This window comes from Kitasatospora sp. NPDC089509 (genome assembly GCF_044749365.1).
Taxonomy (GTDB): domain Bacteria; phylum Actinomycetota; class Actinomycetes; order Streptomycetales; family Streptomycetaceae; genus Kitasatospora.
In genome coordinates this window covers 1-23405 of the sequence record NZ_JBIVHS010000015.1, presented here as the reverse complement: position 1 = coordinate 23405, position 23405 = coordinate 1, and the positions used below count along the sequence as shown (strand labels likewise).

Annotated in this window: 25 protein-coding genes and 1 pseudogene; 10 read left to right on the top strand and 16 right to left on the bottom strand. The window is 72.9% G+C overall.

All coding sequences use genetic code 11. The annotated features are described in order from the left end of the window. The first annotated feature begins 76 nt into the window (after positions 1-76). Positions 77-778, top strand: a complete 702-nt coding sequence (locus tag ACIP4P_RS27515) for a DUF4328 domain-containing protein (RefSeq protein ID WP_400922866.1) — start codon at positions 77-79, stop codon at positions 776-778. A gap of 64 nt (positions 779-842) precedes the next feature. Here the strand turns inward: ACIP4P_RS27515 and ACIP4P_RS27510 are convergent, their stop codons facing one another. Together ACIP4P_RS27510 and ACIP4P_RS27505 are read right to left on the bottom strand one after the other, a co-directional pair. Then, positions 843-1382, bottom strand: coding sequence for a hypothetical protein (locus ACIP4P_RS27510; RefSeq protein ID WP_400922864.1), 540 nt, complete (start codon positions 1380-1382; stop codon positions 843-845). Positions 1383-1491: 109 nt separating this feature from the next. Beyond that, positions 1492-3366, bottom strand: a complete 1875-nt coding sequence (locus ACIP4P_RS27505) for a CocE/NonD family hydrolase (protein WP_400922862.1) — start codon at positions 3364-3366, stop codon at positions 1492-1494. Between the two features lie 239 nt (positions 3367-3605). On the opposite strand from ACIP4P_RS27505, the gene ACIP4P_RS27500 reads away from it, so the two are divergent. Continuing rightward, positions 3606-4742 carry a HoxN/HupN/NixA family nickel/cobalt transporter gene (locus ACIP4P_RS27500; RefSeq protein WP_400922860.1) on the top strand — a complete coding sequence of 379 codons (1137 nt, stop codon included), beginning with the start codon at positions 3606-3608 and terminating at the stop codon, positions 4740-4742. 90 nt (positions 4743-4832) lie between these two features. On the opposite strand, the gene ACIP4P_RS27495 is transcribed toward ACIP4P_RS27500, so the two are convergent. Then, positions 4833-5771, bottom strand: coding sequence for an SGNH/GDSL hydrolase family protein (locus ACIP4P_RS27495; RefSeq protein WP_400922858.1), 939 nt, complete (start codon positions 5769-5771; stop codon positions 4833-4835). A 265-nt stretch (positions 5772-6036) separates the two neighbouring features. After that, positions 6037-6696: a signal peptidase I gene (lepB, locus tag ACIP4P_RS27490; RefSeq protein WP_400922856.1), complete on the bottom strand. Its 660-nt coding sequence runs from the start codon at positions 6694-6696 to the stop codon at positions 6037-6039. 159 nt (positions 6697-6855) lie between these two features. On the opposite strand from lepB, the gene ACIP4P_RS27485 reads away from it, so the two are divergent. The 3 genes from ACIP4P_RS27485 (at position 6856) to ACIP4P_RS27475 (ending at position 9469) form a co-directional block, all read left to right on the top strand. Further along, complete coding sequence (locus ACIP4P_RS27485) at positions 6856-7308, top strand: (2Fe-2S) ferredoxin domain-containing protein (RefSeq protein ID WP_400922854.1); 453 nt, start codon at positions 6856-6858, stop codon at positions 7306-7308. 108 nt (positions 7309-7416) lie between these two features. After that, positions 7417-7671, top strand: a complete 255-nt coding sequence (locus ACIP4P_RS27480; RefSeq protein WP_350518023.1) for a hypothetical protein — start codon at positions 7417-7419, stop codon at positions 7669-7671. A gap of 130 nt (positions 7672-7801) precedes the next feature. Continuing rightward, positions 7802-9469, top strand: coding sequence for a fibronectin type III domain-containing protein (locus ACIP4P_RS27475; RefSeq protein ID WP_400922852.1), 1668 nt, complete (start codon positions 7802-7804; stop codon positions 9467-9469). A gap of 122 nt (positions 9470-9591) precedes the next feature. Here the strand turns inward: ACIP4P_RS27475 and ACIP4P_RS27470 are convergent, their stop codons facing one another. Further along, entirely contained in the window at positions 9592-9924 is a 333-nt protein-coding gene (locus ACIP4P_RS27470; protein WP_350518025.1) for a YnfA family protein, read from the bottom strand. 17 nt (positions 9925-9941) lie between these two features. Further along, the gene (locus tag ACIP4P_RS27465; protein ID WP_350518026.1) at positions 9942-11156 is read right to left on the bottom strand and encodes a pyridoxal phosphate-dependent aminotransferase; all 1215 of its coding nucleotides are present in this window, start codon (positions 11154-11156) and stop codon (positions 9942-9944) included. A gap of 97 nt (positions 11157-11253) precedes the next feature. Between ACIP4P_RS27465 and ACIP4P_RS27460 the strand changes: the two are divergent. After that, positions 11254-11607 (top strand): annotated as a pseudogene (locus ACIP4P_RS27460) (winged helix-turn-helix transcriptional regulator); the annotation flags it as partial. A gap of 178 nt (positions 11608-11785) precedes the next feature. After that, on the top strand, positions 11786-12580 hold the full coding sequence (locus ACIP4P_RS27455) for an SGNH/GDSL hydrolase family protein (RefSeq protein ID WP_400922850.1): 795 nt from the start codon (positions 11786-11788) through the stop codon (positions 12578-12580). 181 nt (positions 12581-12761) lie between these two features. On the opposite strand, the gene ACIP4P_RS27450 is transcribed toward ACIP4P_RS27455, so the two are convergent. Further along, the gene (locus ACIP4P_RS27450) at positions 12762-13430 is read right to left on the bottom strand and encodes a GNAT family N-acetyltransferase (RefSeq protein WP_400922848.1); all 669 of its coding nucleotides are present in this window, start codon (positions 13428-13430) and stop codon (positions 12762-12764) included. A gap of 136 nt (positions 13431-13566) precedes the next feature. Here ACIP4P_RS27450 and ACIP4P_RS27445 point away from each other — a divergent pair, with 136 nt between their 5' ends. Next, positions 13567-14481 carry a pentapeptide repeat-containing protein gene (locus tag ACIP4P_RS27445; protein ID WP_400922846.1) on the top strand — a complete coding sequence of 305 codons (915 nt, stop codon included), beginning with the start codon at positions 13567-13569 and terminating at the stop codon, positions 14479-14481. On the opposite strand, the gene ACIP4P_RS27440 is transcribed toward ACIP4P_RS27445, so the two are convergent. From ACIP4P_RS27440 to ACIP4P_RS27410, 7 genes are all read right to left on the bottom strand, one after another. Then, positions 14478-14927 carry a hypothetical protein gene (locus ACIP4P_RS27440; protein ID WP_400922844.1) on the bottom strand — a complete coding sequence of 150 codons (450 nt, stop codon included), beginning with the start codon at positions 14925-14927 and terminating at the stop codon, positions 14478-14480. The two genes, ACIP4P_RS27445 and ACIP4P_RS27440, sit on opposite strands and share 4 nt — an antisense overlap. Before the next feature lie 119 nt (positions 14928-15046). Beyond that, entirely contained in the window at positions 15047-15313 is a 267-nt protein-coding gene (locus ACIP4P_RS27435) for a hypothetical protein (protein WP_400922842.1), read from the bottom strand. A 153-nt stretch (positions 15314-15466) separates the two neighbouring features. Then, positions 15467-16201 carry a tyrosine-protein phosphatase gene (locus tag ACIP4P_RS27430; protein WP_400922840.1) on the bottom strand — a complete coding sequence of 245 codons (735 nt, stop codon included), beginning with the start codon at positions 16199-16201 and terminating at the stop codon, positions 15467-15469. A 23-nt stretch (positions 16202-16224) separates the two neighbouring features. After that, positions 16225-16857: a TetR/AcrR family transcriptional regulator gene (locus ACIP4P_RS27425; protein WP_400922839.1), complete on the bottom strand. Its 633-nt coding sequence runs from the start codon at positions 16855-16857 to the stop codon at positions 16225-16227. Positions 16858-16915: 58 nt separating this feature from the next. Continuing rightward, complete coding sequence (locus ACIP4P_RS27420; RefSeq protein ID WP_400922838.1) at positions 16916-17239, bottom strand: hypothetical protein; 324 nt, start codon at positions 17237-17239, stop codon at positions 16916-16918. Next, entirely contained in the window at positions 17236-17724 is a 489-nt protein-coding gene (locus ACIP4P_RS27415; RefSeq protein ID WP_400922836.1) for a DUF6232 family protein, read from the bottom strand. Before ACIP4P_RS27415 ends, ACIP4P_RS27420 begins: the two co-directional genes overlap by 4 nt. A 72-nt stretch (positions 17725-17796) precedes the next feature. Beyond that, positions 17797-18195 carry a RidA family protein gene (locus tag ACIP4P_RS27410; protein WP_400922834.1) on the bottom strand — a complete coding sequence of 133 codons (399 nt, stop codon included), beginning with the start codon at positions 18193-18195 and terminating at the stop codon, positions 17797-17799. Positions 18196-18267: 72 nt separating this feature from the next. Between ACIP4P_RS27410 and ACIP4P_RS27405 the strand changes: the two genes are divergently transcribed. Then, on the top strand, positions 18268-19173 hold the full coding sequence (locus ACIP4P_RS27405; protein ID WP_400922832.1) for a LysR family transcriptional regulator: 906 nt from the start codon (positions 18268-18270) through the stop codon (positions 19171-19173). On the opposite strand, the gene ACIP4P_RS27400 is transcribed toward ACIP4P_RS27405, so the two are convergent. Then, positions 19170-20069: an aminoglycoside phosphotransferase family protein gene (locus ACIP4P_RS27400; RefSeq protein ID WP_350518035.1), complete on the bottom strand. Its 900-nt coding sequence runs from the start codon at positions 20067-20069 to the stop codon at positions 19170-19172. The two genes, ACIP4P_RS27405 and ACIP4P_RS27400, sit on opposite strands and share 4 nt — an antisense overlap. Positions 20070-20213: 144 nt before the next feature. Then, entirely contained in the window at positions 20214-20606 is a 393-nt protein-coding gene (locus tag ACIP4P_RS27395; protein ID WP_350518036.1) for a PPOX class F420-dependent oxidoreductase, read from the bottom strand. Between the two features lie 166 nt (positions 20607-20772). Between ACIP4P_RS27395 and ACIP4P_RS27390 the strand changes: the two genes are divergently transcribed. Continuing rightward, the gene (locus tag ACIP4P_RS27390) at positions 20773-23271 is read left to right on the top strand and encodes a Tex family protein (protein WP_400922830.1); all 2499 of its coding nucleotides are present in this window, start codon (positions 20773-20775) and stop codon (positions 23269-23271) included. Positions 23272-23405: the final 134 nt, after the last annotated feature.

Genomic DNA, 23405 nt, shown 5'->3' with positions numbered 1-23405 from the left:
CAGCTGGTGCACGAAGCTGTCGGGGCCCTAACGTTGCGCCCCGTCACTTTGGTCCATACCTGGAGCTCCTACACCCATGCCTTCGCCCGCCGTGTACCGGTCGCCGAGAACGACCGCCACCGTCGCCACCGTCCTGCTCGTCGTGTGCGGCGCAGTGACCCTGTTCCGGCTCGTCGCCGACGTCCTCCTGTACGGGGCGGCCGGTGACCTGCCGGCCTCCGTCCCCTTCGGCGACGAGACGGCCTTCGGTGCTCCGTTCGCGCTGTCCCTGCTCGCGTTCCTGCTGTACTACCTGGCCCTGGCGGGCTCGGCGGCCGCCTTCATCACCTGGTTCTACCGGGTGCGGGTGAACGCCGAGGTGCTGAACCCCCACGGTCACCGGCGTGGGCGCGGCTGGGCGATCGGCGCCTGGTTCACCCCGGTGGTCTGCTTCTGGTTCCCCCGGCAGATCGCCCAGGACGTCTGGCAGGCCGGCGCCCGGCCGGACGCCCTCGGGGTGCGCGAGCCGCTCTCGGAGACGGTGCTCAACCTCTGGTGGGCGACGTTCTGGCTGGCCAACATCCTCAGCCGGGCCGGTACCCAGATCACCGACGGGGCGCGCTTCCCGGACGACTACCAGCAAGGCGTCGTCTGGATGATCGGCTCCGACCTGTCCGAACTGGCCGCCGCCGTCTTCGCCGTGCTGGTGGTCCGGAAGGTGACGGCCATGCAGGAGGAGCGCAGCGCCGAGAACATCGCCCGGATCTACGGGAGCGCCGTCCCGGTCGCCGGGAGCTGAACCCGCTCCCGGTGCGCGGGAATTGCGCGGGAAGTCGGCTGGTCCGACTTCCCGCGCAGTGGTGTCACCGCAACCCGTCCGCCCAGTCCGCCAGCAGCGTGAAGTCGTCCGCCGTCAGCCCGGTCCTCGGGTCGACGTGGTGGAGCAGCGCCGGGCCGTCGTGGCGGGCCCGGACCCAGGCGCGGTCCGCGTCCGTGATGTGGTCGTCGACCCAGGCGAACGGGCGGCCCCGCGCCCAGGCGACGATCTCCGGAGTCTTCCAGAACACCCCGCCCGCCGTCTCGGGCCGCGGCTCGGACCAGGCGATGAACGGCAGCTCGGGCAGTCCCAGCAGCGGCCCGATGAAGGAGTTGGCCTCCTCCTCCCAGGTCGTCGCCCACACCAGGTCGAACGGCAGCGCGGCGAGCGCCGGCCCGTGCCCGGGGTCGAGCCAGACCCGCAGCGGCTTGGGCGCCTTGTGCGGCAGCCCCCACGCCGCCAGCCGCCGCCGCTCCGCGGCCCGCCAGCGCGGCGTCATCAACCGGTGCGTCCCGTACCCCTCGGGCCGCCGGTACGGCTTCGCCGCCTCGGGGTTCAACGGCCCGTCCACGTCCAGCAACAGCATCGGCCGCACCCGCACCCGCCCCCTCGATCGTCCCCGCACGTTACCGGCCCGCCCACCGCGGGCCCAACGCCTTTTCCCATTGTCCCAGGGGCGGCGGAGCGGGCGGGAGCTACTGCGCGGGACCCTCCCGGGGGACCCGGTGCTGCCACTCGCGGGTGAACACCACCGATCCCGCCTCCAGTGCCCTCAGCTGCACCACGCTGAGGAAGTGGTCGGCGTCGCAGCGGAGTTGGGTGCGGGTCTGGACGGTGATGTCCCAGCCGATGTCGGGGCGTTCCAGGCGCACGGTGTGGTCGGTGCGGGCCTGGGCGCTGAGTGGGGCGCCGGTGAGGACGCGGTAGGCGGTGACGGTGTGCTCGTCGCGGACCAGGCCGTCGGGGTGGGTGCGGGTGCCGTCGGTGGCGGGGGAGAGTTCGGTGCGCCATTCGTGGCGGCCGATGTCGTGCACGGTGACGTGTTCGGGCCGGGCGGCGAGCGGTTCGGTGAGGTGGATGTCGAGCGGGTCGGGCAGTGCGGGGGTGGCGAGGGTGACGGGGGTGGCGCCGACGTCGGCGGCGAGGTGGCGGACGGGCAGGCTGAGGGTGGAGCGGGACGGGTCGAGGGCGTAGCCGGTGTCGTCGGCGCTCGGCCACACCCAGGGCCAGTAGACGGAGGAGAGCGCGAGCCGCAGCCGGTGCCCGGCCGGGACGGTGGCGGCGCAGGCGGCGAGCTCGACCTCGGCCTCGACCGGCTCGACGTCGGCAGCGGCGGTGGCCAGGACGCCCCGGGTGAGCAGGGCGGAGGTGCCGTCCGGGCCGACGGCGCACAGCCGGGCGACCACCTGGACGGGCGTGTCGGTGGGCCGCAGCCGCAGCCGGGCGGTGGGGGCGCCGAGCAGTTCGACCGGTTCGGGCAGTGGCTGGGAGTCGAAGCAGACCGAGCGCCCGTCCTCCTCGCGCTGGTCGGGCGGCTGGTCGGCGGGGCGGCCGTGCGGGACGTACGCGCCGGCGTTGAGGCCGGTGTGCTGGGGGGAGCGGACCGGGACGTAGCGTTCGTGGGCGGCGGTGCCGGCGGTGCGCAGCTGGCCGTCCAGGTCGTAGTGGATCTCCCGGACGTCGGGGGAGGGCCAGGCGTCCTCGCCGGTCCAGCGGGTGCTGATCCAGCTGCGCAGGGCGGGTTCCTTGGCGGCGCCGGTGTCGACGCCGCGCAGCCAGTGGTCCCACCAGCGCAGGGTCTCGGGCAGGGCGGCCTCGGGCAGGCCGTGCGGCCAGGGGCCGAGCAGGGCGCGGGCGGTGGGGGACTCGGCGAGCAGGCGGAGCACGAAGGAGCAGGACGGGTCGCCCCAGCCGGCCACCGCGAGCACGGGGACGGACACCGGCACGGTGGTGTCCCCGGCGGCGAGCCAGGCGTCGACCGGGGGGTCCAGGGATTCGAGCCGGGCGAGCCAGCCGGGCCGCCAGGCGTCGCCGAGGTGGCGCGGGTCGGGTGGCAGGGCGGCGTCGGCGATCAGGGCGGTGAGCCGGGTGTGGAGGTCGGCGGCGAGGACGGCGCCGCCGAGCCGGTGGCCGCCTTCGGGGCAGGCGGCGACGGCCGCGCCGACGGTTCCCGGCGTCCGGGCGGCGAGCCGTAGCGCGGTGGTGGCGGCGGTGCCGGTGCCGAGCAGGCCGAGGCGGCCGTTGCACCAGGGGCGGCGGGCGAGCCACTCGACGACGGCGGCGCCGTCGTCGAGTTCCCGGGCGCCGCCGGGTTCGCCGGGCAGACCGCCGGAGTTGCCGTGGCCACGGGTGTCGACGCGGACGGCGGCGTAGCCGTGGCCGGCGTACCAGGGGTGGCGGCGGGCGTCGGCGGCGGCGGTGCGGTCGCCGAGGCGGTCGGCCGAGTACTCCAGCAGGGCGGGGACGGGCTCGTCGCTGACCGGGCGCCACAGCCGGGCGGCGAGTTCGGTGCCGTCGGGCAGCGGGATGCGCAGGTCCTCGCGGGTGGTGTGGAAGGGGTACGACGGCATGGCCGCTCCCATCGGGTCCCGGGCCGGGGCTGTGATCGCCGCGCGACGGGCGTCGGCATTTCGACCCTAGGGGAGGAGCCGGTCGATTTCCTGATGAAGGCGACGGTCCGGTGACACGCCCCCGGTCCGGCCCGCCCCGTCCGGTATTTGCACATGACTTGCATCTGCGACCCGGAGGGGGGAAAGATGGCCCAGCTCAGCGGGCCGACCGGGCCCGAATCACCCGGAAGGACCGCAGGATGTCCAGCCCAGCCACACGTGCCCCGACAGGTGCGCCGCCCGTCAGATGGCGCGACCGGCTCACCCGCGAGGAGTGGATCCGGCTGGCCGGGATGGGCGGCTTCATCCTCGCGCTGCACGTCATCGGCTGGTTCACCCTGCTCGCCCTGGTCGCGCCCGAGCACTACGACGTCGGCGGCCAGGTCTTCGGCGCGGGCATGGGCCTGACCGCCTACACCCTCGGCATGCGGCACGCCTTCGACGCCGACCACATCGCGGCGATCGACAACACCACCCGCAAGCTGATGGGCCAGGGCAAGCGCCCGCTGTCGGTCGGCTTCTGGTTCTCGCTCGGGCACTCCTCGATCGTCTTCGGTCTCTGCGCGCTGCTGGCCTTCGGCATCCGCACGCTCGCCGACCAGGTCCAGGCGGACGACTCGACCCTGCACAAGATGACCGGCCTGATCGGCACCACCGTCTCCGGCACCTTCCTGCTGCTGCTCGGCCTGATCAACCTGGGAGCCTTCAACGGGATCCTCAAGGTGTTCCGCCGGATGCGCCAGGGCGAGTACGACGAGGCCGAGCTGGAGCGCCAGTTGGAGCGGCGCGGGCTGATGAACCGGATCCTCGGCAAGGTCACCCGGGCGGTGACCAAGCCCTGGCACATGTACCCGGTGGGCCTGCTGTTCGGCCTGGGCTTCGACACCGCGACCGAGGTGTCGCTGCTGGTGCTGGCCGGCGGCGCGGCGGCGTTCTCGCTGCCCTGGTACGCGCTGCTGACGCTGCCGATCCTGTTCGCGGCCGGGATGAGCCTGCTGGACACCATCGACGGCTCGTTCATGAACTTCGCCTACGAGTGGGCGTTCTCCCGGCCGGTCCGGAAGATCTACTACAACCTGACGGTCACCGGGCTGTCGGTGCTGGTCGCGCTGGTCATCGGCCTGGTCGAGCTGATCGGCCTGCTCGGCGAGAAGTTGGACATCACCAGCGGGCCGATCGCCTGGATCGGCGCCCTGGACCTCAACTTCGTCGGCTACGCGATCGTCGGACTGTTCGTGCTGACCTGGGTCGGGGCGATCGCGTTCTGGAAGTTCGGCAAGGTCGAGGAGAAGTGGTCGGCGGGGCTGGCGGCCGGCGTCGGCGCCGAGTCGGAGTAGCCGGAGGCCGGGCCTGAGAGCCGAAGAACCGAGGGGCCGGTGACGGGGGTCCGGTCACCGGCCCCTCGGGGTTCTCCGGAGCGGCACCGCTCAGCGCAGCGCGGCGAGCACCGCGTCCGCCATCACCTTCTCGCCGGTGGCGTTCGGGTGGAACGGCACGGCCGGCGAGCCGGGCAGTGCGCCCTCGATCCAGCGGTCGTCCGAGCAGACGTCGTGCCCGCGGGTGGGCGTCGCGGTGTCCACGTACGTGGCGCCGTTGGCGGCGGCGGTGGACTTGAGGGCGGCGTTCAGCTCGTTCAGCACGCCGTGCATGTACTCGACGTCGCCCGGGGTCACCGGCTGGCGCAGCACGCAGGTCGAGCCGTCGGCGGGCAGCACGGACGGGTAACCGACCAGCAGCACCCGGGCCTTGGGCGCCTTGGCGTGGATCTGCCGCAGGGTGGTGGCGATCTGCGGGGCGATGCTGCTGTGGATCCGCTGGGCCAGGTCGTCGTTGCCGTACTGCCAGGACCAGGTCTTCCAGTCCCAGTAGCCGTGGTGGTAGACGTCCTTGCAGGGCGTGCCGAGCGGGTTGACGACGGCGCCGGCGATGCAGGTGGCGACCAGTTCGCCGAGGCCGAGGTCGCTGGCGGCGAGGTCGTTGCCGCCGATCCCGAGGGTGACCAGGTCGGTGTCGGCGGTCACCGAGTCCAGTTGCGGGTCGTTGACCCGGATGAAGGCGTCGTACTGCGGCTGGGTCATCGCCTTGACCTTGGCGGCCGAGCAGGTGACGTCGGTGTAGTGGCCGGCTCCGAGCGAGGCGGCCACCAGGTGGCCGTAGTTGTGGTCGGAGCGCAGGCACAGGCCGCCGGACTGGCCGGGCACGCCCGCGCCGGCGGCGTAGGAGTCGCCGAGGGCCACGTAGTGCCGGGGGGCGGGGGTGGCGGCCTGGGCGGTGGTGGAGGTGAGCGCGAGGACGGCGCCGACGGCGACGGCGGCCAGGACACTGGAATTGCGGAATCGCCGGGAATTCCGGGCAGGGCGGAGCACGGGTTCCTCCTGGGGGAGAGAAACGACGGGTGGGGGTCGTGCCGAGCCGGGCCACAGCTACTACTCGCAGGTAAGTTACTGCCAGGTTTCGGCGGCGTCCATGGTTTCGGCCGGAATTCCGGAAAACCCGTCAGCTGGCACCGGGTGACATTTCGAATTCCGCTCCACCGCGTTTCGGAAATAGCGGCGGTCGGAAATCACGGCGATCGGAACGGCGGCGAACGGAATTCCCGATGCCGCGCGGTGCGGTTGCCGGGCGGTCCGGTTACCGGGCGGTGCGGCGCCGGGCGGCGGCGAAGGAGGCCAGGACGACGACGGCGAGCACCCCGATCACGGTGATCAGCGCGCCGAGCACCATCAGGACCGCCGCGCCGATCAACTTGCCGGGCAGGGCGGGGGAGTCGTCGCCGGAGTCCCAGACCACCCGGTTCCCGGTCAGCGCGGCGAGGTCGACCGTCCCCTGCCGGTCGTCGTCGAGGTGCTGCCGGGAGTCGGCGGCGGTGTCCCGCCGGTCGCCCATCAGGAAGGCCCGCCCGGGCGGGACGGTGACCTCGAAGTCGCGGGTGCAGGTGCCGGCCTGTCGGGCGCTCGGCTCGTCCAGCGGCGCCCCGTCCAGGCTGAGCTGTCCGCCGGCGCAGGCGATGCGCTGGCCGCCGAGGGCCATCACCCGGAACACCGGGGCGGTGTGGAGGCCCCAGGGCGAGTCGACGATGTAGACCTCGCCGCGCCGGACGTCCCCGGCCGCGACCCGGTCGGCCAGCATCCGGTCGCCGGGTCGGAGGCCGGGGCCCATCGCGGTGCCGTCCATCCGGTGGAGGGAGTAGCCGCCGGTGAGGACCACCGAGAGTCCGAGTGCTCCGCACAGGATGCCGGTCACCGCCACGGCCAGTGCGAACCACAGACCCCGGATCCTCCGCCTCGGCATCCGTGCGCCCCCTCTTTCCTCTTTCCGTGCCACGTCGTCGGCCGGATCCTAGTTCAGCGGGCCCGGGCGGTCGCCGAGGGCCCCGGGCGTGACAGGTACAGTTCCGGTGCAGAGCGTGCCGCGGGCCGGGGCCGCCGACCAGGAGGGGGACCAGCGGGGATGAGCCGTCGAGACTCGGGCCGCAGCAGTGACCGTGGCCGCAGCGGTGACCGTGGCCGCGACCGCGACGGCAAGCAGGGCGCCGGCGCCCCGGTGACCGTCACCGTCTGCCGCGACTGCTGCTGCGGCAGCCGGACCAAGCACCCGGAGGTGGACCACGCGGGGCAGTTCGAGCGGCTGCGGACGGCGGTCGGTTCGGCGGGCCGGGTCCGGGCGTCGAAGTGCCTGGACGTGTGCTCCCAGTCCAACGTGGTGGTGGTCGGCCCGTCCAGTGTGGGGCGGGCGGCGGGCGCGCGGCCGGTCTGGCTCGGCTTCGTGCTGATGGACGAGATGATCGACGACATAGCCGCCTGGGTGGCGGCGGGCGGGCCCGGTGTCGCCGAGCCGCCGGGGCTGCTGGACCTCCAGCTGATCTCGGTCTCCCGCCGGGTCCGCGAGGGCCTGCCCGAGTGATTCAACTCGCCTGGCGGAACGCCGTGTTCGCGTCCGGGGACGGCCACCGGGTCGGCCCACTACCATGACCGGTGGCATCGAGCGGTTCCGCGCAAGGGGAGGAAGACGATGACGACGGTCTGCCGTATCTGCGCGGGCACCGGCCGGACCGCCGGCCTCAACTGCCGTACCTGCCAGGGCACCGGCACCACCGAGGTGGGCGGGGGCGGCGGCAACTGCTTCCTGTGCGACGGCACCGGGGTGTACGTCCGCTACCGGGTGGACGCGACCGGCGCCAAGCAGGCGTACCGGGACGAGATCTGCCGCACCTGCGACGGCACCGGCAGCCGGTCCGCGAACCTCTGGGACGAATCCTCCTCCTGACCGGGCCCGATCATGGGCATGATCTTTACCTCGCCATGGCCGGATCTTGGTGTGCGTGTTCGATGACGCGCTGACGCTCGTTCACCGGAAGTCCGCATGCGGTCCATGATCCACTGGGAGAGTCCCGCGCATGGATATCCCCAACATGGGCGTGCCGGCCAAGCTCGCCGACCGCATGAGCATGGCCGAGCAGCACGAGTACCTGCGGGCCCGTTTCTCCCGCCGTCGCATGCTGCGCGCCGGCGCCGTGACCGTGGGTGCCGTCGCCGTCGGTGGTGCACTGGGCAGTGCGCCGGCCTTCGCCGCTCCGGCCGGTCCCCAGCTGGTGACCGGTGCCACGACGGCCGGCATCGACGGTTCGCTGGTGGCGCCGATCGGGCGCCACCTCCAGTTCGGCCCCGAGCCGGACACCCAGTTCCGCATCTCCTGGCAGGTCCCGGCGCCGGTCAAGAAGCCGTTCCTGCGCTTCGGCAAGACCCCGTGGGAGCTGAGCCACAAGGTCCAGGCCGAGGTCCGCGCCCTGCACACCCCGGCGCTGACCCCCAACAGCCAGCCGGTGGACCAGTACTACCTGCACGTGGCGCTGGAGGACCTCCACCCCGACACCACCTACTACTACGGCGTCGGCCACGAGGGCTTCGACCCCGCCTCCCAGCAGCAGATCTCCACGCTGCACACCTTCCGCACCGCGCCCTCCCGCGACCACCGCTGGGGCAAGGTGTACGAGCCGTTCACCTTCACCGCCTTCGGCGACCAGGGCGTCAGCGCCCACGCGGCCGGCAACGACAACATCATCAAGGCCCAGAAGCCGGCCTTCCACCTGCACGCCGGCGACATCTGCTACGCCGACCCGGCCGGTTCCGGCACCGACCCGGACAAGTCCGTCTTCAACGCGCGGACCTGGGACGACTTCCTGGTGCAGACCGAGACGGTCGCCGCCGAGATCCCGTGGATGGTCGCGTACGGCAACCACGACATCGAGGCCTGGTACTCGCCGAACGGCTACGGCGGCGAGAACGCCCGCTTCTTCCTGCCGGACAACGGCCCGGACCCGCGCAAGGTCCCCGGCGTCTACACCTTCCGCTACAAGAACGTCGGCGTCATCTCGCTGGACGCCAACGACGTCTCCTACGAGATCCCGGCCAACCTGGGCATCTCGGCGAACAAGCAGACCAAGTGGCTGGAGCGCACCCTCAAGGACCTGCGCAACGACGAGACCGTCGACTTCGTCGTAGTCTTCTTCCACCACTGCGCCTTCTCCACCACCGTCGCGCACGCCTCCGAGGGCGGTGTCCGCGAGGCCTGGGTGCCGCTGTTCGAGAAGTACCGGGTGGACCTGGTCATCAACGGCCACAACCACATCTACGAGCGCACCGACGCGATCCTCGGCAACAAGGTCTCGAAGCAGGTGCCGAGCGGCGCCACCATCGAGCCGGCCAAGGACGGCGTGGTCTACGTGACCGCGGGCGCGGCCGGCCGCAGCCTGTACAAGTTCGACGTGCCGGACACCTACGAGGGGCACGAGAACCACCAGGACGAGGTCAAGACCTACTACTGGAGCAAGGGCAAGGTGAAGACCCCCGAGACCATCCAGTGGTCGCGGGTCCGCTACACCGGCTACTCCTTCATCAAGGTCGACGTCACCCCGGCCCACCTGGGCCAGAAGTCGGTCATGAAGGTCACCGCGCTGGCCGAGAACGGCACGCAGATCGACAACTACACGATCCTGCGCAACGTCGGCGAGGGCTGGGACTCCGACCACGACGACGACGGTCAGGGCGGCGGCTGGGGCTGGTAGTCCCGCAACGCCCCACGGGCCCCGGCGCGTTCGGCGCCGGGGCCCGTACGCGTTCGGCGCCGGGGCCCGTACGCGTTCGGCGCCGGGGCCCGTACCCGTTCAGCGCCGGGGCCTGTACCCGTTCAGCGCCGGGGTCCGTACATGATCACGCCGACCCCGGCCAGGCAGATCAGCGCCCCCAGCAGGTCGTACCGGGTCGGCCGGAAGCCGTCCACGACCACACCCCACAGCAGTGAGCCGGCCACGAACACCCCGCCGTAGGCGGCCAGTACCCGGCCGAAGGCGGCGTCCGGCTGCAGTGCCGCCACGAAGCCGTACGCGCCGAGCGCCACCACGCCCAACCCGGCCAGCCACCACGGCCGTTGCTCCTTCACGCTCTGCCAGACCAGCCAGCAGCCGCCGATCTCGGCGAGCGCGGCGACGGCGAACAGGGCGACGGAGCGGAGCGTGGTCATGGGCCGAGCGTAGGCGGTCAGACCTGCCGGTACGTCGCCAGGAAGCGCCCGATCCGGTTGATCGCCGTCTCCAGGTCGTCGGCGCGCGGCAGGGTGACGAAGCGGAAGTGGTCCGGGCGGGGCCAGTTGAAGCCGGTGCCCTGGACGACGTGGATCTTCTCGCGCAGCAGCAGGTCCAGCACGAAGCGCTCGTCGTCGACGATCCGGTGCACCGCCGGGTCGAGCCGGGCGAAGGCGTACAGCGCGCCCTTGGGCTTGACGCAGCTGACGCCGGGGATCTCGTTGAGCGCCTTGACCGCGATGTCGCGCTGTTCGGTGAGCCGGCCGCCGGGCAGCACCAGGTCGTTGATGGACTGGTGGCCGCCGAGCGCGGCCTGGACGGCGTACTGCGCGGGCACGTTGGGGCACAGCCGCATGCCGGAGAGCATGGTCAGGCCCTCCAGGTAGTCGGTGGCGTGCTGCTTGGGGCCGGAGACGACCAGCCAGCCGCTGCGGAAGCCGGCCACCCGGTAGGCCTTGGAGAGGCCGTTGAAGGTGAGGGTGAGCACGTCGTCGGCGAGCGCGGCCAGGCAGTGGTGCTCGGTGCCGTCGTAGAGGATCTTGTCGTAGATCTCGTCGGCCAGCACCATCAGCTGGTGGCGGCGGGCCAGGTCGAGGATCCCCTCCAACAGCTCCTTCGGGTAGACCGCGCCGGTGGGGTTGTTGGGGTTGATGACCACGATCGCCTTGGTGCGGGCGGTGATCTTGGCGGCGATGTCGTCGAGGTCCGGGTACCACTCGGCCTCCTCGTCGCACAGGTAGTGCACGGCCTTGCCGCCGGCCAGCCGGACCGAGGCCGTCCACAGCGGGTAGTCCGGCATCGGGACGAGCACCTCGTCGCCGTCGTCGACCAGCGCGGTGATCGCCATCTGGATCAGCTCGGAGACGCCGTTGCCGAGGTAGACGTCGTTGACGCCGACGCCCTGCACCCCGCGCTGCTGGTAGTACTGCACCACCGCGCGACGGGCGGGCAGGATGCCGCGCGAGTCGCTGTAGCCGTGCGCCGAGGGCAGGTTGCGGATGATGTCCTGGATGATCTCCTCGGGCGCCTCGAAGCCGAACGGGGCCGGGTTGCCGGTGTTCAGCCGCAGCACGCTGTGCCCGGCCTCCTCCAGGGCGTTGGCCTGGTCGACCACCGGGCCGCGGATCTCGTAGCACACGTCATTCAGCTTGCTGGACTGCCGAAACTCCATCTGCGGCCTCCCGACCGTCACCACCGCTCCGTTGCTTCAGCTTTGTTCTACCAAGTTGGCACTTGGAAAGTCCAACCTCTTGGCTATGCTGATCCACATGTCACGCCGAAGCTACGACCAGTACTGCGCCGTCGCCCGCGCCCTGGACGCGGTGGGGGAACGCTGGAGCCTCCTGATCGTCCGTGAACTCCTGCGCGGCCCGCGCCGCTACACCGACCTGCACGCCGACCTGCCCGGCGTCTCCACCGACATCCTGGCCGCCCGGCTCAAGCAGCTGGAGGGCGAGGGGCTCGCGGAACGGCGACGGCTGGAACGGCCGGCCAACGCGACGGTGTACGAGCTGACCGAGCGCGGACGCGAACTGCGGCCGGTGATCGAGGCCCTGGGCGAGTGGGGGCTGAGCGCCCTGGGCGAGCAGCGGCCCACCGACGCGGTGCGGGAGCACTGGTTCACGGCTTCGGGGGCGACGCTCTGAGCGGGCGTACCGCCTGAGCGGGCGTACCGACTGAGCGGGCCGGGCCCCCGCCGTACTGGTTGGCAAGTGCACACGTACGATCGTCGGGCCGCTCCCTGAGCCAGCCGGGCGGCGCCGTCCGAGGAGAGTCCTCGAAGGAGAGCGGAGGCCGCCCGTGCCCACCACCAAGCGCAGCTACGCCAGCTACGTCGCCGTCGGGGACTCCTTCACCGAGGGCATGTGCGACGACCTCCTGCCCGACGGCCACTACCGCGGCTGGGCCGACCGGGTCGCCACCGCGCTGGCCGCCGAGGCCCGGGACGACGAGGACGCGGACTTCCGGTACGCCAACCTCGCCGTGCGCGGCAAGCTCATCGGCCAGATCCACGACGAACAGCTCGCCACCGCGGCCGGGATGGGCGCCGAACTCGTCACCCTGGCCGGCGGCCTCAACGACGTGCTGCGCCCCGGCTGCGACATCGACCGGGTCGAGCGGCTGCTCGGCCGCTGCGCCACCGAACTGCGCGCCACCGGCGCCACCGTCGTGCTGTTCACCAGCACCGACCCCACCCGCAGGATGGCGGGCGGCGGCCGGCTGCTGCCCGCCATCCTGCGGATGAAGGCCTTCGTCCAGGAACTCGGGCAGCAGGACGGCATCGCCGTCGTCGACCTCTTCTCCGCGCCCTGCTTCGACGACCGCCGGCTCTGGGCCGAGGACCGCCTCCACCTGTCGCCCGAGGGCCACCGCCGGGTCGCCGAGGGAGTGCTCGAAGCGCTCGGCCGCCCCGCCGCCTCCGACTGGCGCGCCCCGCTGCCCGCCGTCGCCCCGCCCGGCCGGGCCGAGCAGCTGCGCTCCGACGCCCGCTGGCTGGGCACCCACCTCGGCCCGTGGATCGGCCGCCGCCTCACCGGCCGCTCCTCCGGCGACGGCCGCCCGGCCAAGCGGCCGGAGCTGCTGCCGTACCGATAGGGCGTGTCTGACAATTCCCGCCGGGCGCGCGGCGTCGGGGCACGCACCTCGCCGCGTTGTCGTCGGTCGCCGATGCTCCGCATGGACTCCCTCCTCCGCCTTGCGATGCACGCACCCCGACGCCGCGCGCTGATCCGACGCGAATTGCCAGACACGCCCAGGGCCCCGCGGCGGACAGGCCCTAGCCGAGCCAGCCCGCTCCGGGCTGCTCCGGCTCCAGGACCAGGCTCGCCATCGGGGCGTGGGTGGTCCAGCCGAGCGCGGTGTACAGCGCCCGGCCGTCCGCCGTGCCGACCAGCACGCCGGTGCGGGCGCCCGCCTCGTACGCGCCGGACCGCAGCGCCGCCATCACCACGGAGCCCAGGCCCCGGCGGCGGTGCTCGGGACTGGTGCCGATCTGGTCCGGCACGGCCACCGGGCCGGCCAGGCCCGCCTGGCCCCGGGCGGCGAGGTGCCCGTCCGTGCTGCGGACCAGGGCGCGCAGCACTCCGCCCCTGGTCCAGGTGGTCAGGGTGTAGCCGGCCGGGAGGGCGGGCGGTTCGGGGCTGAGCGGGGCGGTCATCAGGAAGCCCGGCGGGTCCAGCCGCCACTGCGGGCCCAGCCAGGGCCGGACGGTCCCGTCCTCGGCGAACAGCTTCAGCCAGGTGGTCGGCGCGGTGGTCGCCCCGGCGAGCTTGCGGACCTCGTCCTCGGTCGGCTCCGGCAGTACGTGCCGGGCCACCTCCCTGGCCGGTGCGCCGACGTCGATGGTCCAGCCCCAGGGCTGCTCCACCGGGTCGGCGGCGCCCCGGGAGACGGTCCAGCCGCTGATCCACATCCGGACCAGCTCGGTGACGTTCGGCTGAGACATGACCCTGCTCCCCCGCGTGTAATGGTCTCTCATCGATCTCACACCTTACCCGCGCGAGGGGCGGCCTGCCCAGTAATCTTGACGGGTTCGACGCGCCGGGCTGCACCGGCGCCCAGCTGCTGGAAGGACCCCGGACGTGAGCGAGACCGAGCCGCCGCAGAACACCGAGGCGGCCGCGCCGACCCCGCTCCAGTCCGACTGCGGCAGCTGCTTCGGGCTCTGCTGCGTCGCCCTGCCGTTCGCCGCCGGCACCGACTTCGCCGTCGGCAAGGCCGCCGGCACCGCCTGCCGCAACCTGCAGACGGACTTCAGCTGCGGGATCCACGCCCGGCTCCGGGACAGCGGCTTCCAGGGCTGCACCGTCTACGACTGCTTCGGCGCCGGCCAGCGGGTCTCCCAGGTGACCTTCGGCGGGGTCAGCTGGCGCGAGGAGCCCGCCAACGGTAAGCCGATGTTCGACGTCTTCCCGATCGTCCGGCAGCTCCACGAACTGCTCCGCTACCTCACCGAGGCGCTCACCTTCGTCCCCGCCGCCGCGGTCCACGCCGAGCTGCGACAGGCCCTGGAGGAGACCGACCGGCTCGCCGCCGGCACCCCCGAGGAGATCCTCGCCGTCGACGTCCCCGCCCACCGCGGGCGGGTCAGCGAGCTCCTGCTGCGGGCCAGCGAACTCGTCCGGGCCGGCGTCCCCCGCCGCCGCGAACACCGCGGCGCCGACTTCTTCGGCGCCCGCCTGCGCGGCGCCGACCTCCGGGGCGCCAACCTGCGCGGCGCCCTCCTGGTCGCCGCCGACCTCTCCGGCGCCGACCTGCGCCTCGCCGACCTCATCGGCGCCGACCTGCGCGACGCCGACCTGACCGGCGCCGACCTCACCACCGCGCTCTTCCTCACCCAGATCCAGCTCAACGCCGCCCGCGGCGACGCCACCACCCGCCTCCCGGCCGCCCTCACCCGCCCCACCCACTGGCCCGAGGCCACCCCGGCCGCCGCCCCGTCGAAGCCCGCCCGCCGGGGCAACGGCCCCCGCCCGTCCCGGGGCCGGCGCCGCTAGGCTCTGTCCGGAATGCCGAAGTCGGCGGGGGTACGGCGGAAGGCGGCCTCGATGACGGTGGTCACGTCGGCGGGCGGGACGGTGGCGCGGACCCGGGCCAGCACTGCGGGGAAGCCGGCGTCGTCGACCGCGCCGCAGTACTCCTGGCGTAACGCGTGGATGAGGGTGACGAGTTCGGGGCGCAGGCGCATCCAGGCACGGACCGTGGCGATCTCCTCCTCGACCTGCCGCATGAACCGGCGCATCACGGCGTAGGGGATCTCGGTGGGCTGCAGCCGGGGGTCGACGCTGATCGTCGGTTCCCGGGCCGGGTCCTCGTCGGGGACGGTCGCGATCAGCAGGGTCCGTCCGTCCGCGACGCCCACCAGCTCCAGGAAGTAGGAGTCGTCGGAGACGCTGTACCCGCTGGTGATCGTGTGCGTCCGGCTGGGGTCGGGAGTGGGCATGGGCCGGATGGTGTCACGTCGACTCCCTTCCGGGCGAAGGGAATTCGCGCGACCGGCCGGAGCGGCGCATGACCGAGCCCGCCCGGCGGTGGGGCGCCGGGCGGGCTCGGTGGTGCGGGTCAGCAGCTGTGGGCGCCGTTCGGGCGGCTGGCCTGGACGTACGGCTTGCCGTTGATCTGCCCGACGATGTCGTTCGGGCAGGTCTTGACCCAGGCGACGCCCGCATCGTGGTTCTTGACCTTGGAGTCGCTGCAGTACTCCACGCGGTCCTTGGTCTTGAAGCACTGGAAGCCGGGGTACTTGTCCGCCGCCGTGGCGGTGTTGACGCCGGCGAACAGGCCGGCCGCGGTCAGCAGGGCGACGGGCAGAAGGGTGCGCATCCTCATGGGTGTCTCCCGTTGGTTCGTGTGGATAGTGGGCCGATCCTGACACCGGGGGTGGGGGGCGACAACGGCGGCTGGCATGTTTGCGTCAACCTGAATCGGGGTGAACTCCAGCCCTGGATCGGACGTTGACTATCCGTCAGATGCCGAGGTGGCTCAGGCCGTGAGCAGTCGCGCCCGCAGCGCGTCGATCTGGGCGCGGTCGATGCCGAGGGGGCCGGTGAGGTAGCCCTCGACGGAGCCGTGGCGGGCGGCGAGGTCGGCGAGGGCGAGCCGGATGACGGTCTCCGGGGCGCGGCCGTAGCCGGGCCAGCGCAGGGTCCGGCCGGGGTGGGCGGCGTGCCAGTCGGCGACGAGCCGTGGGGTGGCGCGTTCGGTGAGCGCGAAGTCGGCGGCGATGTCGTCCTCGGCGACGCCGAGCAGGGTGAGCAGCAGGGCGGCGATCAGGCCGGTGCGGTCCTTGCCGGAGGCGCAGTGGAAGACCGCCGGCGCCTCGGCCCCGGTGATCACGTCCAGGGCCTGCCGGATCTCCCGCACCCCGTCCTCGGCGACCTCGGCGAAGCGGTCGGCGAGATAGCGCCAGGGGTCGAGCGCGGGGTCGATCTCGGCCTGGTCGTACGGGCGGTGCTCGATCGAGAGGTGGTGGTACTCCAGGCCGTCGAAGTCGGGGACCCGGCCCTTGGCGGCGATCTCCCAGTCGTAGCGCAGGTCGATCACCGTCCGCACGCCGAGGGCGCGGAGCCGCTCCAGGTCGGCGGGGGTGGTGAGCTTGCCGAGCGAGTCGGAGCGGTAGAGCAGGCCCCGGCGGACCGTCCGGCCGTCGGCGGCCGGACAGCCGCCCAGGTCGCGGAAGTTGTGCAGGGCTTCGAACCCGATCTGTTGCGTCGTCATGCGCGGCACTCTAGGCAGTGCTGTCAAGCCCCGTCGTAGCCCCGGGCGAGCAGGTCGAAGGCGCGGTCGGCGTCGGCGACGGCCTCGGGCTGGAGGTCGGCGGCGGTGCGGCCGTCCCGGTCGATCCGGCGCCAGTTGTGCAGGGCCAGGACCCGCTGGGTGGCGGTGACCTGGGCGGCGAGCAGCTGGGCGGTGAGCTCGTGCGGCGGGGCGAGGTCGGGGGCCTCGCGCAGCGCCTCGGCGAGCGACCGCTCGGCCCGGGCCGTGTACGCGCCGACCCGGGCGGCCAGGCTGGGGGTGCCGTACACCAGGGCGGTGAAGGCCAGGATCTGCGGGTGGTCGTTGAGACCGGTGACCGGGTCGTGCCGGGCGAGGCCGTCCAGGAAGTCCCGGCGCAGGGCGTCGAGCACCGGCTCGCCGTCGGCCCGGCCGCGGACGACGTCCGCCGACTGCTCCTGGTGGTCGGCGAAGCGGTGGACGACCAGGTCCTCCTTGCTGGCGAAGTAGCTGAACAGGGTGGGCTTGGAGACCTCGGCGGCCGCCGCCACGTCGGCCACCGAGACCTGGTCGAAGCCGTGCTCCAGGAAGAGCCCGATGGCCGCCTCGGAGATGGCCCGCCGGGTCCGTTCCTTCTTGAGCTCCCGCAGTCCGGTCATGCCAGGAAGGCTAACAGTTGTGGTTGACCAGGGCAGATTCCTGACCCGGTATGAAAAATCAGGAGGTGATCGAGTCCAGGATCCGCCGCACCGACTCCACCACCGGCGCGCCCGCCCGGACCAGCGAAGCCACCCCCGAGATGTTGCGCAGCGCCCGCCGCAGGGCGGACGGCGAGGCCTCGGAGCCGTCGCCGATGGCCTCCAGCGACTCGTCCAGCACCTCGCGGTCCTCGGTCGGCACCTGGTCGCGCAACTGCTGGACGGCGGCGACGAGTTCGCGCAGCGCGGCCTGCGGGTCGACCGGGCCCTGGTTCTTGACGATGCCGATGTTGTGGTCGCCGTGCTGGGTGACGGAGTCCCCGAAGTGGAAGGAGTTGCTCACAGTCCGACCCGCTTTCCGGTGTTGTGGTCGCCGTACTGGGTAATCTTGTCGCCGACGTGGAGGTTGTGGGCCTGGAACGAGAACTCGGCTTGAGGGTTGTTGATCCCCGCTGCGATCCCGTGGGCGAGATGTTCGATCGTCTGGCGATCGTGGCTCGTCAGGACGGTGATCTTGGAGGTGGACATTTCGATGGCCAACTCGTACAGCGTCTTTCGGCTCAGGCGGCTGATCAGTTGCCAAAGGCTGGCAGAGCCCACCACGACCAGTGATGCGGTTGCAATGGTCGGAGCGTGACTGGCCAGCGCGAGCATGGCAGAGAACAGCAATATGAGCATCTGGTAGATGAACCGACTGATCGTCCGCGAGCGACGGGGTGCAGGCCAGGTCGTCTGCTGTGTATGGACGATGTGTTGCAGTGGATACATATTGCCACCGACCCACAGTGCCTTCCCGCGCACTCTGACGGTGGTGGTATTGGGCGTCAAGTACTCTCCCCCTGCTACTAGTTGCGAGAGACGATAGCAACGGTCAGAGGTGGGAGCAGTGGTGTTGGTGGATCACCCGTCCGAGCGGTGGGCGGTCACCTCGATCTCGATCCGCATCCGCTCGTCCGCTAGGCCGCACACCTGCATCGTCGCGGCCGGCCGGATATCCCCGAAGCAGCGGCGCAGCACCGGCCAGCAGGGCTCGAAGTCGGCGCGCTCGGGCAGCAGGTAGCGCACCCGGACCACGTCGGCGAAGCCGGAGCCCGCCTCGGTCAGCGCGGCCCCGATGTTGCGCAGGCACTGCTCGGCCTGCTCCACCACGTCCTCGGAGATGGTCATGGTGGTGTAGTCGAACCCGGTGGTCCCGGACACGTGCACCCAGTCGCCGTCCACCACGGCGCGGGCGTAGCCGATCTGCTCCTCGAAGGTGGAACCGCTCAGGACGGCGTGCCGCCGTGTCGTCTGCGTCATGCGCCGAACGCTAGGTGGCCTGCGGGGATACGTCCAATACTCGCGGGCCGCCGATCTGATACCCCTAAGCGTATGGAGCGCCCTGAACTGCCCCTGCCGCAACTGCACGCCTTCGCCGTCCTCGCCGAGGAACTGCACTTCGGCCGGGCCGCCGCCCGGCTCGGCATCGCCCAGCCGCCGCTGAGCCAGCAGATCCGCCGACTGGAGGAGAAGGTCGGCCACCCGCTGTTCCGGCGCGAGCCCGGCGGTGTGACCCTGACCCCGGCCGGCGGCGAACTGCTGCCCGCCGCGCGCCGGGCGCTGGCCGACCTCGCGGACGGGCTGACGGCCGCCCGCGCCGTCGGTGGCGGCGAGGCCGGCCGGCTGCGGATCGGCTTCTCCGCCTCGCTCGCCCTGACCGTCCTGCCCGGGCTGCTGCGCACCTTCCGGGAGCGGCACCCCGGGGTGCGGCTGGACGTGCGGGAGATGACCAGCGCACCGCAGCTGGCCGCCCTGCACGACCGCGGCATCGACGTCGGCCTGCTGCGCGAGCCGCCCGCCGACGAGCCGGGGCTGCGGTTCCGCACGCTGCTCACCGAACCCTTCGTCGCCGTCCTCCCGGCGGGCCATCCGCTGGCCGCCCAACGGACCGTCCGGATCGGGCAGTTGGCGGAGGAGTCGTTCGTCCTGCTGCCCCGGGAGGAGGGGCCGCAGCTGTACGACCGGATCACCGGCCTGTGCGCGGGGGCGGGCTTCACCCCGAGGATCGGGCAGCACGCGGTGGAGTGGCAGACGGTCTGCGCCCTGGTCGGCGCGGGGCTCGGGGTCTCCCTGGCCCCGGCCGGCATCCGGCGGATCCGGCTGCGGGGCGTCGCCTTCCGCCGGATCGAGCCCGGGACCGCCCGCACCCGCTCGGCGCTCGCCTGGCGGGCCGACGACCGCGGCCCGCTGGTGGCGCACCTGCTGGCCGTCGCCGGGCCGGGCCCGCAGGAGCCCTAGACGCTCCGGTCGGCGAGGACCTCCCGGACGACGTGCCGGGCGTTGGCGGTCAGCGCCGGGTTGGTGTGGCGGTAGTACGGGATGGACACCAGGGCGATGGAGAAGGCCCAGGCGCGGCCGCGGGCCCACATGGCGTCGTCGGCGCGCAGGGCGGCGCGGAAGGCGGGACGGGCGGAGGCGGGGAGCAGGTTCCAGGCCGGGATCAGGTCGGCGGTGGGGTCGCCGACGCCCATCAGGGCGAAGTCGATGACGGCGGCGAGCCGGCCGGACCGGTCCAGCAGCAGGTTGCCCGGGGTGAGGTCGCCGTGCATCCAGAGCGGCGGGCCGTCGTACTCGGGGAGGCGGAGTGCCTTGTCCCACAGGGCGGTTGCGGCCGCGGTGTCGATCGCGCCGGTGAGCTGGGCGATCGCCGCGCGGGTGGAGCCGTCCCGGGAGGCGAGCGGCACGCTGCGGTGGCCGGCCGGTGCCCCGGCCGGGTTGACGGCGCGCAGGGCGTTGACGAAGGCGGCCAGGTCGCGGGCGAGCGGCCCGGGTGCGGCGAGCACGCCGACCGCCGGGTTGACGCCGTCGAGCCAGCGCAGCACCGACCACTGCCAGGGGTAGCCCGCGGCGGGGCGGCCGACGGCCAGCGGGGCGGGTACGGGCACCGGCAGCCGGGGTGCCAGCCGGGGCAGCCACTGGTGTTCGCGGCGGACGTCCCCGGCGGCCCACTCCACCCGGGGCAGCCGGACGGCGAGTTCGGGCCCGAGCCGGAACATCGCGTTGTCCGTCCCGGCGGACCCGACCGCGGTGACCGGGAGGCCCACCCACTGCGGGAACTGGGCGGAGATCAACCGCCGTACCAGGGCCGCGTCGACGACCGGTTCATCGGGGTGCATCCGGGCGGCAGCGCACATGACCGGCAGCGTACAACGCAGATCGCCGGGGTTCAGCCGGATTCGCGAACTGCGCACACGTCTTCGATCGCCTCGGCGGCGGCACCAGCGGCACCGGCGGCACCGGCACCGGCGTCGGCGGCACCGACATCGGCGGCACCGGCGTCAGCCGATGGTGACCCGCACCCCGATGGTGCCGCCCCGGCCGTACCGCAGCACGTTCCCGGCCAGCGCCACCGCGCACAGCAGCCCGTACTTGCGCCGCAGCAGCCCGCGGTAGCGGGCGGTCCGCCCGGGGTCGAGCACGGCGGTGGCCGGGACCTGCGGTCCGAGCGGGGTGCCGCGGATGTCGCTCGGCCCGACCAGGACGTCCGGTCGGTGCCGCAGCCGCTTGACCTTGCCGGTGCGGGTCACGGTGGTGAAGACCAGGGCGTCGCCGTCCCGGGCGGCCCAGACCGGGGTGGCCACCGGGGTGCCGTTCCTCCGGTGGGTGGTGACCAGCAGGTACTTGGCGGCGGCCAGCCGCTGCAGCTCGGCCGCGGTGTCCAGGGTGTCCATGCCCATCACCGTAGGCGGTCGCAACTGGGCCCGGCTCAAGCATGATTGGGGCCGGGGCCGGTTCGCGCCACGCCCGCCGCCCCGGGTGCGCCGGGGAGGCGTCACCGGTACCTGCCAGAATGCAGGGCGTAGGGCGAAAGCACAGAAGGAGAAGGTGACCGGCTTCGTGACCACGCCAGTCGAACAGGTGGCCCGGCAGGCCCAGCAGGCGATCGAGCGCAGGATCGCCGAGGAACTGGGCGTCCGCGAGGGGCAGGTGAAGGCGGCCGTCGACTTGCTCGACGGCGGCTCGACCGTGCCGTTCGTGGCCCGCTACCGCAAGGAGGTCACCGGCTCGCTGGACGACGCCCAGCTGCGCACGCTGGAGGAGCGGCTGCGCTACCTGCGCGAGTTGGAGGAGCGCCGGTCGGCCGTCCTGGAGTCGATCGAGTCCCAGGGCAAGCTGGACGACGCGCTGCGCGCCCAGGTGCTGGCGGCCGACTCCAAGGCGCGGCTGGAGGACATCTACCTGCCGTTCAAGCCCAAGCGGCGCACCAAGGCGCAGATCGCCCGGGAGGCCGGGCTGGAGCCGCTGGCCGACACCCTGCTCGCCGACCCGGCCCAGGACCCGGCCGCGCTCGCCGCGCAGTACCTCAACGAGTCGGTGGCGGACGGCGCGGCCGCGCTGGAGGGCGCCCGGGCGATCCTGGTGGAGCGCTTCGGCGAGGACGCCGACCTGGTCGGCTCGCTGCGCGAGCGGATGTGGACCCGCGGCCGCCTGGTGGCCACGGTCCGGGACGGCAAGGAGGGCGACGGCGCCAAGTTCGCCGACTACTTCGACTTCGCCGAGCCGTACACCAAGCTCCCCTCGCACCGCATCCTGGCGATGCTGCGCGGCGAGAAGGAGGAGGTGCTGGACCTCGAACTCTCCCCCTACGACGGCGAGTCCGAGGCCGACCTGCCCGGCGAGAGCGACTACGAGCAGCGCATCGCGGCCCGCTTCGGCATCGCCGACCGCGGCCGCCCGGCCGACAAGTGGCTCGGCGACACGGTCCGTTGGGCCTGGCGCACCCGGGTCCTGGTGCGGCTCGGCATCGACCTGCGGTCCCGGCTGCGGGCCGAGGCCGAGGAGGAGGCGGTCCGGGTCTTCGCCGCCAACCTGCGCGACCTGCTGCTCGCCGCCCCGGCCGGCACCCGCGCCACCATGGGCCTGGACCCGGGCTTCCGCACCGGGGTGAAGGTCGCGGTGGTGGACGCCACCGGCAAGGTGGTCGCGTACGAGACGATCTACCCGCACCAGCCCGCCAACAAGTGGGACGCGGCGCTCCACACCCTGGCCGCGCTGGCGAAGAAGCACGACGTCGACCTGGTGGCGATCGGCAACGGCACCGCCTCCCGGGAGACCGACAAGCTCGCCGAGGACCTGCTCAAGCTCCACCCGGAGCTGAAGCTCACCAAGGCGATGGTCAGCGAGGCCGGCGCCTCGGTCTACTCGGCCTCCGCGTTCGCCTCCCAGGAGCTGCCGGACCTGGACGTGTCGATCCGCGGCGCGGTGTCCATCGCCCGCCGCCTCCAGGACCCGCTGGCCGAGCTGGTCAAGATCGACCCCAAGTCGATCGGCGTCGGCCAGTACCAGCACGACCTGAGCGAGGTGAAGCTCTCTCGCTCGCTGGACGCCGTGGTCGAGGACTGCGTCAACGCCGTCGGCGTGGACGTCAACACCGCCTCGGCGCCGCTGCTCACCCGGGTCTCCGGGATCACCACCACGCTGGCCGACAACATCGTCGCGCACCGCGACGCCAACGGCCCGTTCCGCACCCGCAAGCAGCTCAAGGACGTCTCCCGGCTCGGCCCCAAGGCCTTCGAGCAGTGCGCGGGCTTCCTGCGGATCCCCGGCGGCGACGACCCGCTGGACGCCTCCAGCGTGCACCCCGAGGCCTACCCGGTGGTGCGCCGCATCCTGGCCACCACGGGCGGGGAGCTGCGCGAGCTGATCGGCAACGGCGAGCGGCTGCGGGCGCTGCGCCCGGCGGACTTCGCCGACGACACCTTCGGCGTCCCGACCGTCACCGACATCCTCGGCGAGCTGGACAAGCCGGGCCGGGACCCGCGTCCGGCCTTCCGCACCGCGACCTTCAAGGAGGGCGTCGACAAGATCGGCGACCTGGAGGTCGGCATGGTGCTGGAGGGCGTGGTCACCAATGTGGCCGCCTTCGGCGCCTTCGTCGACGTGGGCGTCCACCAGGACGGGCTGGTGCACGTCTCGGCGCTGTCCAGGACCTTCGTCAAAGACCCGCGCGAGGTGGTCAAGCCGGGCGACATCGTCAAGGTCCGGGTGCTCACGGTGGACGTGCCGCGCAAGCGGATCGGGCTGACGCTGCGGCTGGACGACGAGGTCGGCGGCGGCCGGGAGCGCGGCGGCGACCGGGGCGAGCGCGGCGGCGACCGGGGCGGCGAGCGGCAGGCCCGCCCGCCGCGCCAGGAGCGGCGCGGCGGTGACCGCGGCCAGGGCGGCCAGGGCGGTCAGGAGCGGCGCGGCGGCGGTCAGGGTGGCCAGGACCGGCGGGGCGGCGGCTCCGGCGGCAACGCCCCGCTGGCGAACAGCGCCATGGCGGACGCGCTGCGCCGGGCCGGGCTGACCGGCGGCGGCGACGGCGCGAAGGACCGGCGCTCCGGACGGCGCTGAGGCACGGCAGGGGTACGGCCGGGGGGGGGGGGGGGGGGCGCCCGGCCCCCCCCCCCCCCCCCGGGGGGGGGGGGCCCGCCGGTTTTTATTATGCGAGTTGGTGTCAGAAAGCTAGGTGTAAACCCCCACCCACA